The 3757-nt window shown below is 74.0% G+C and carries 3 protein-coding genes; all 3 read left to right on the top strand.

Translation table 11 applies throughout. The features are described 5' to 3' along the window. Positions 1-154: 154 nt before the first annotated feature. Entirely contained in the window at positions 155-1402 is a 1248-nt protein-coding gene (locus tag AB0F81_RS50750) for a sugar transporter (RefSeq protein ID WP_360211583.1), read from the top strand. After that, positions 1399-2643, top strand: coding sequence for a glycosyltransferase family 4 protein (locus tag AB0F81_RS50755; RefSeq protein ID WP_360211585.1), 1245 nt, complete (start codon positions 1399-1401; stop codon positions 2641-2643). Before AB0F81_RS50750 ends, AB0F81_RS50755 begins: the two co-directional genes overlap by 4 nt. Continuing rightward, positions 2615-3757: glycosyltransferase (locus AB0F81_RS50760; protein ID WP_360211587.1), on the top strand; the 1143-nt coding region annotated here is incomplete at its 3' end. The genes AB0F81_RS50755 and AB0F81_RS50760, both read left to right, overlap by 29 nt.

Here is a 3757-nt window from a genome sequence, read left to right on the forward strand (position 1 = left end):
GGCGCGCACGACGTCGCGCGCGACGACGCCACCGCCGCGGTCCGGATCGACCTTCACGCGCAGGAACTCGTTGGCGATGACGGGCGGAGAGTCGGGCTCAAACGGCCGGGGCGGGCGGCGCGGCTCAAGTGGCCGCCGCGCGGGGGCGCACAGCGTGCTGATCACCGCCGCCCGCCGGCTCCGGCGGGACTCGCTGGCCCGCAACAGCCTGCTCATCATGGCGACCACGGTCATCAACGGCGGCCTCGGCTACGGCTACTGGATGCTGGCCGCCCGGTCGGTGCCATCGGACCGGATCGGCACCGCGACCGCGCTGATCTCCGCCGCCACCGCGGTCAGCATGATCGCGAACCTGGGCGCCGGCCACATGTTCATCCAGCGCCTCCCCGGCAGCCGGACCGCGGACTGGTCCCGGATCGTCAGCGGCGGGCTGATCCTCGGCACGGCGGCCACCGCGGCCGCCGCCACGATCATCGCGCTGGCGCTGCCCGCGGTCGCCGGGAACTTCGGCTTCCTGGCCGGCTTCACCGGTTTCGGCGCCCTGGTCTGCACCGCGGTGGCCCTCACCGCCACCTCCGTGCTGGACCACGTCTACGTCGCCCACCGGGCCGGGCACGGCATGCTCGTACGCAATCTGGTCCTGGCGGTGGGCAAGATCGTCGCCCTGCTCGCCGTGCTCAGCGCGGGCTGGCACTCGGCCGGCGCGATCCTGCTCTCCTGGACCCTGCCGATCCTGCTGGTCAGCGCCGCGACCGTGGTCGCCGGCCCGGGCCGGCTGCGGCCCGGCGCGCGGCTGCGCGCCGCCGGGATCACCGCCGAACTGCCGCACCTGCGCGCCGCCCTGACCGGCCACCACCTGATCAACCTGACCCAGGCCGGCCCGGCCGTGCTGCTGCCGGTGCTGGTCACCGCGCGGCTCGGCGCGGACGCCAACGCGCACTTCTACCTGGCCTGGATGACCGCGTCGATGCTGTTCATGGTCTCGCCGGCGGTCGCCTCCGCGCTCTACGCCGAACGCACCAACGCCGCCCCGGTCACCGTCCGCCGCGCCGCGGTCGTGGTCGCCGCGGTGGTCGGCGGGCCGGCCGCGGTGCTGCTCATCGGCGGCGACCAGATCCTCGCGCTGTTCAGCGCCGGCTACGCGGACAGCGGCGGTGACCTGCTCACCCTGCTGGTGATCGCGGCGATCCCGGACGCGGTCACCAACCTGGCGGTCGCCCACTGGCGTTCCCGCGGCGAGTTCGGCCGGTGCCGCCGGCTCAACGCCGTCCGGGCCTTCACCTGCCTGGGCCTCAGCTGGTTGCTCCTGCCGGGCGCCGGGGTGACCGGCGCCGGTGTCGCCTGGCTGACCGGCCAGACAGCGAGTGCCCTGCTCGTCGCCTTGTTCGGGAGGATCCGATGAGAATCCTGCACCTGTCCAACCTCTACGCCCCGGTCATCGGCGGCCTGGAACGCAGCGTCGCCACCAGCAGCGAGGAGATGGTGCGGCGCGGCCACGAGGTCACCGTGCTCACCCTCGCGACGCCTGCGGCGCCGCACGACGAAGAGATCAACGGGGTACGCGTGAAGCGCGTCCCCAGCGTCGTCAGCAGCCTGCTGCCCACGCTGAACCGGGATCCCGGCAAACCGTTCCACCCGACCCTTCCCGACCCGCTGACCACCGCCGCCATCGCGCGGGAGCTGCGTACCCGCCGCTTCGACCTGGTGCACAGCCACGACTGGCTGATGTACAGCTACCTGCCCCTGCACTTCGGCCGCACCGGGCTGCCGCACGTGCACACCGCCCACGACTTCGGGCTGACCTGCGTACGCAAGACCTACTCCCGCAACGACCGCCGCTGCGCCGGGCCGAGCCTGGCCCGCTGCCTGCCCTGCGCGTCCACCCAGTACGGCCGGCCGCGCTCGGCGGTGCTCACCGCCGGCCTGCGGGCGCAGCGGCACCGCGGCATCGACTGCCTCACCGCGATCTCGTCGTCCGTCGCGACCGCCCTCGACCAGGCCCGGCTCCCCGGCGACCTGCCGGTCCGGGTGCTCTCCAGCCTGGTGCCGGACGGCCTCGACGAACTGGCCCGCCGCACACCCCGGCCGACCTGGCTGCCGGACCGGCCCTATCTGCTCTTCGTCGGGCAGCTCGGCCCGCACAAAGGCATCGACGTGCTGTTCACCGCCTACCGGCGGCTGGTGGCCGGCTGGACCGGGCCGAACCTGGCGCCCGCGCTGGTCTGCCTCGGCGCCCAGCGCGAGGACACCCCGCCCATCCCGCCCGGCGTGGTGGTCCGCCACGACGTGCCGCACGCGCAGGTGATGGCCGCCTGGCGCGGCGCCGCCGCCGGCGTCGTCCCGTCCCTGCTGGAAGGGATGGGACAGGTCGCGGTCGAGGCGATGCTGGCCGGCGCGCCGCTGGTCGCCTCCGCCTCCGGCGGGCTGCTCGACGTCGTGCAGGACGAGGTGAACGGCCTGCTCGTGCCGCCGCGCGACCCGGACCGGCTGCACACCGCGCTGCTGCGCGTGCTCACCGACCACGACCTGGCCGCCCGCCTGCGGGCGGCCGGTCACCAGCGCGGGCTCGACTTCACCGCGGCCCGCGTCGTCCCCCAGATCGAGGAGGTCTACCGTGCCTGTGTCGCATCCGCCCGACGGTGACGTTCGGGTCCTGGTCGTCGGATCCGGATGGCGGTTCCTCTCCGGAATCAGCTACTACACCTGCCGGCTCAGCAACGCGCTCGCCGAACGCTTCGAGGTCGGCACGATCCTGATGCGCCGGCTGCTGCCGGCCCGGCTCTATCCCGGCCGCGAGCGCGTCGGTCACTCCCTGGCCGACCTGCGCTACCACGACGGGGTACGGGTCTTCGACGGCATCGACTGGTGGGGAGTGCCGAGCCTGGCCCGCGCCGTCGCCTTCCTCCGCGAGTTCCGACCGGACGTGCTCGTGCTGCAGTGGTGGACCGGGGCGGTGCTGCACTCGTACCTGGTGCTGTGCCTGGCCGCGCGGTCGCTGGGGATCCGGGTCGTCGTCGAGTTCCACGAGGTGCAGGACACCGGGGAGGCGCGGCACCAGTGGGCCACCCGGTATGTGCAGGCCTGCATCCGGCCGCTGCTGCGGCGCACCGACGGAGTGATCGTGCACTCGGAGTACGACCGGGCGGCGCTCACCGAGGCGTACCGGCTGGGTGGGGTGCCGGCCGAGGTGGCGTTGCACGGGCCGTTCGACCACCACGAGCCGGCGGCGCGGCGGGACGGGCCGGACGGGGTGTGCCGGCTGCTGTTCTTCGGGACGATCCGGCCGTACAAGGGGCTGGAGGACCTGGTCGAAGCGTTCGCCGCGCTCGGGCCGGGATATCACCTCACCGTGGTGGGGGAGACCTGGGAGGGCTGGACCCGGCCGGGGGAGCTGATCACCGACTCGCCGGTGCGGGACCGGATCACCTTCGTCAACCGCTATGTGGCGGACGTCGAGGTCAACGAGTACTTCGCGGCGGCTGACGTGGTGGTTCTGCCGTACCGGCGCAGCTCGGCCAGCGGGCCGCTGCACATCGCGATGAGCCACGGCCTGCCGGTCGTGGTGACCGCCGTCGGCGGCCTCGTCGAGGCCGCCGAGAGCTACAGCGGCACGGTCTTCGTGCCGCCGGGCGCACCGGCGGAGCTGGGCGCGGGCATCGAGCGTGGCCCCGGGCGCGCCGGGCGCCCGCCCCGGCCTCCCCCAACCAGGGGGCGGAAGCAGGCCCCGAAAGAACCCCCGGTGCAACCGGAGGGGGGT

This window comes from Actinoplanes sp. NPDC024001 (assembly GCF_040638955.1).
Lineage (GTDB): Bacteria > Actinomycetota > Actinomycetes > Mycobacteriales > Micromonosporaceae > Actinoplanes.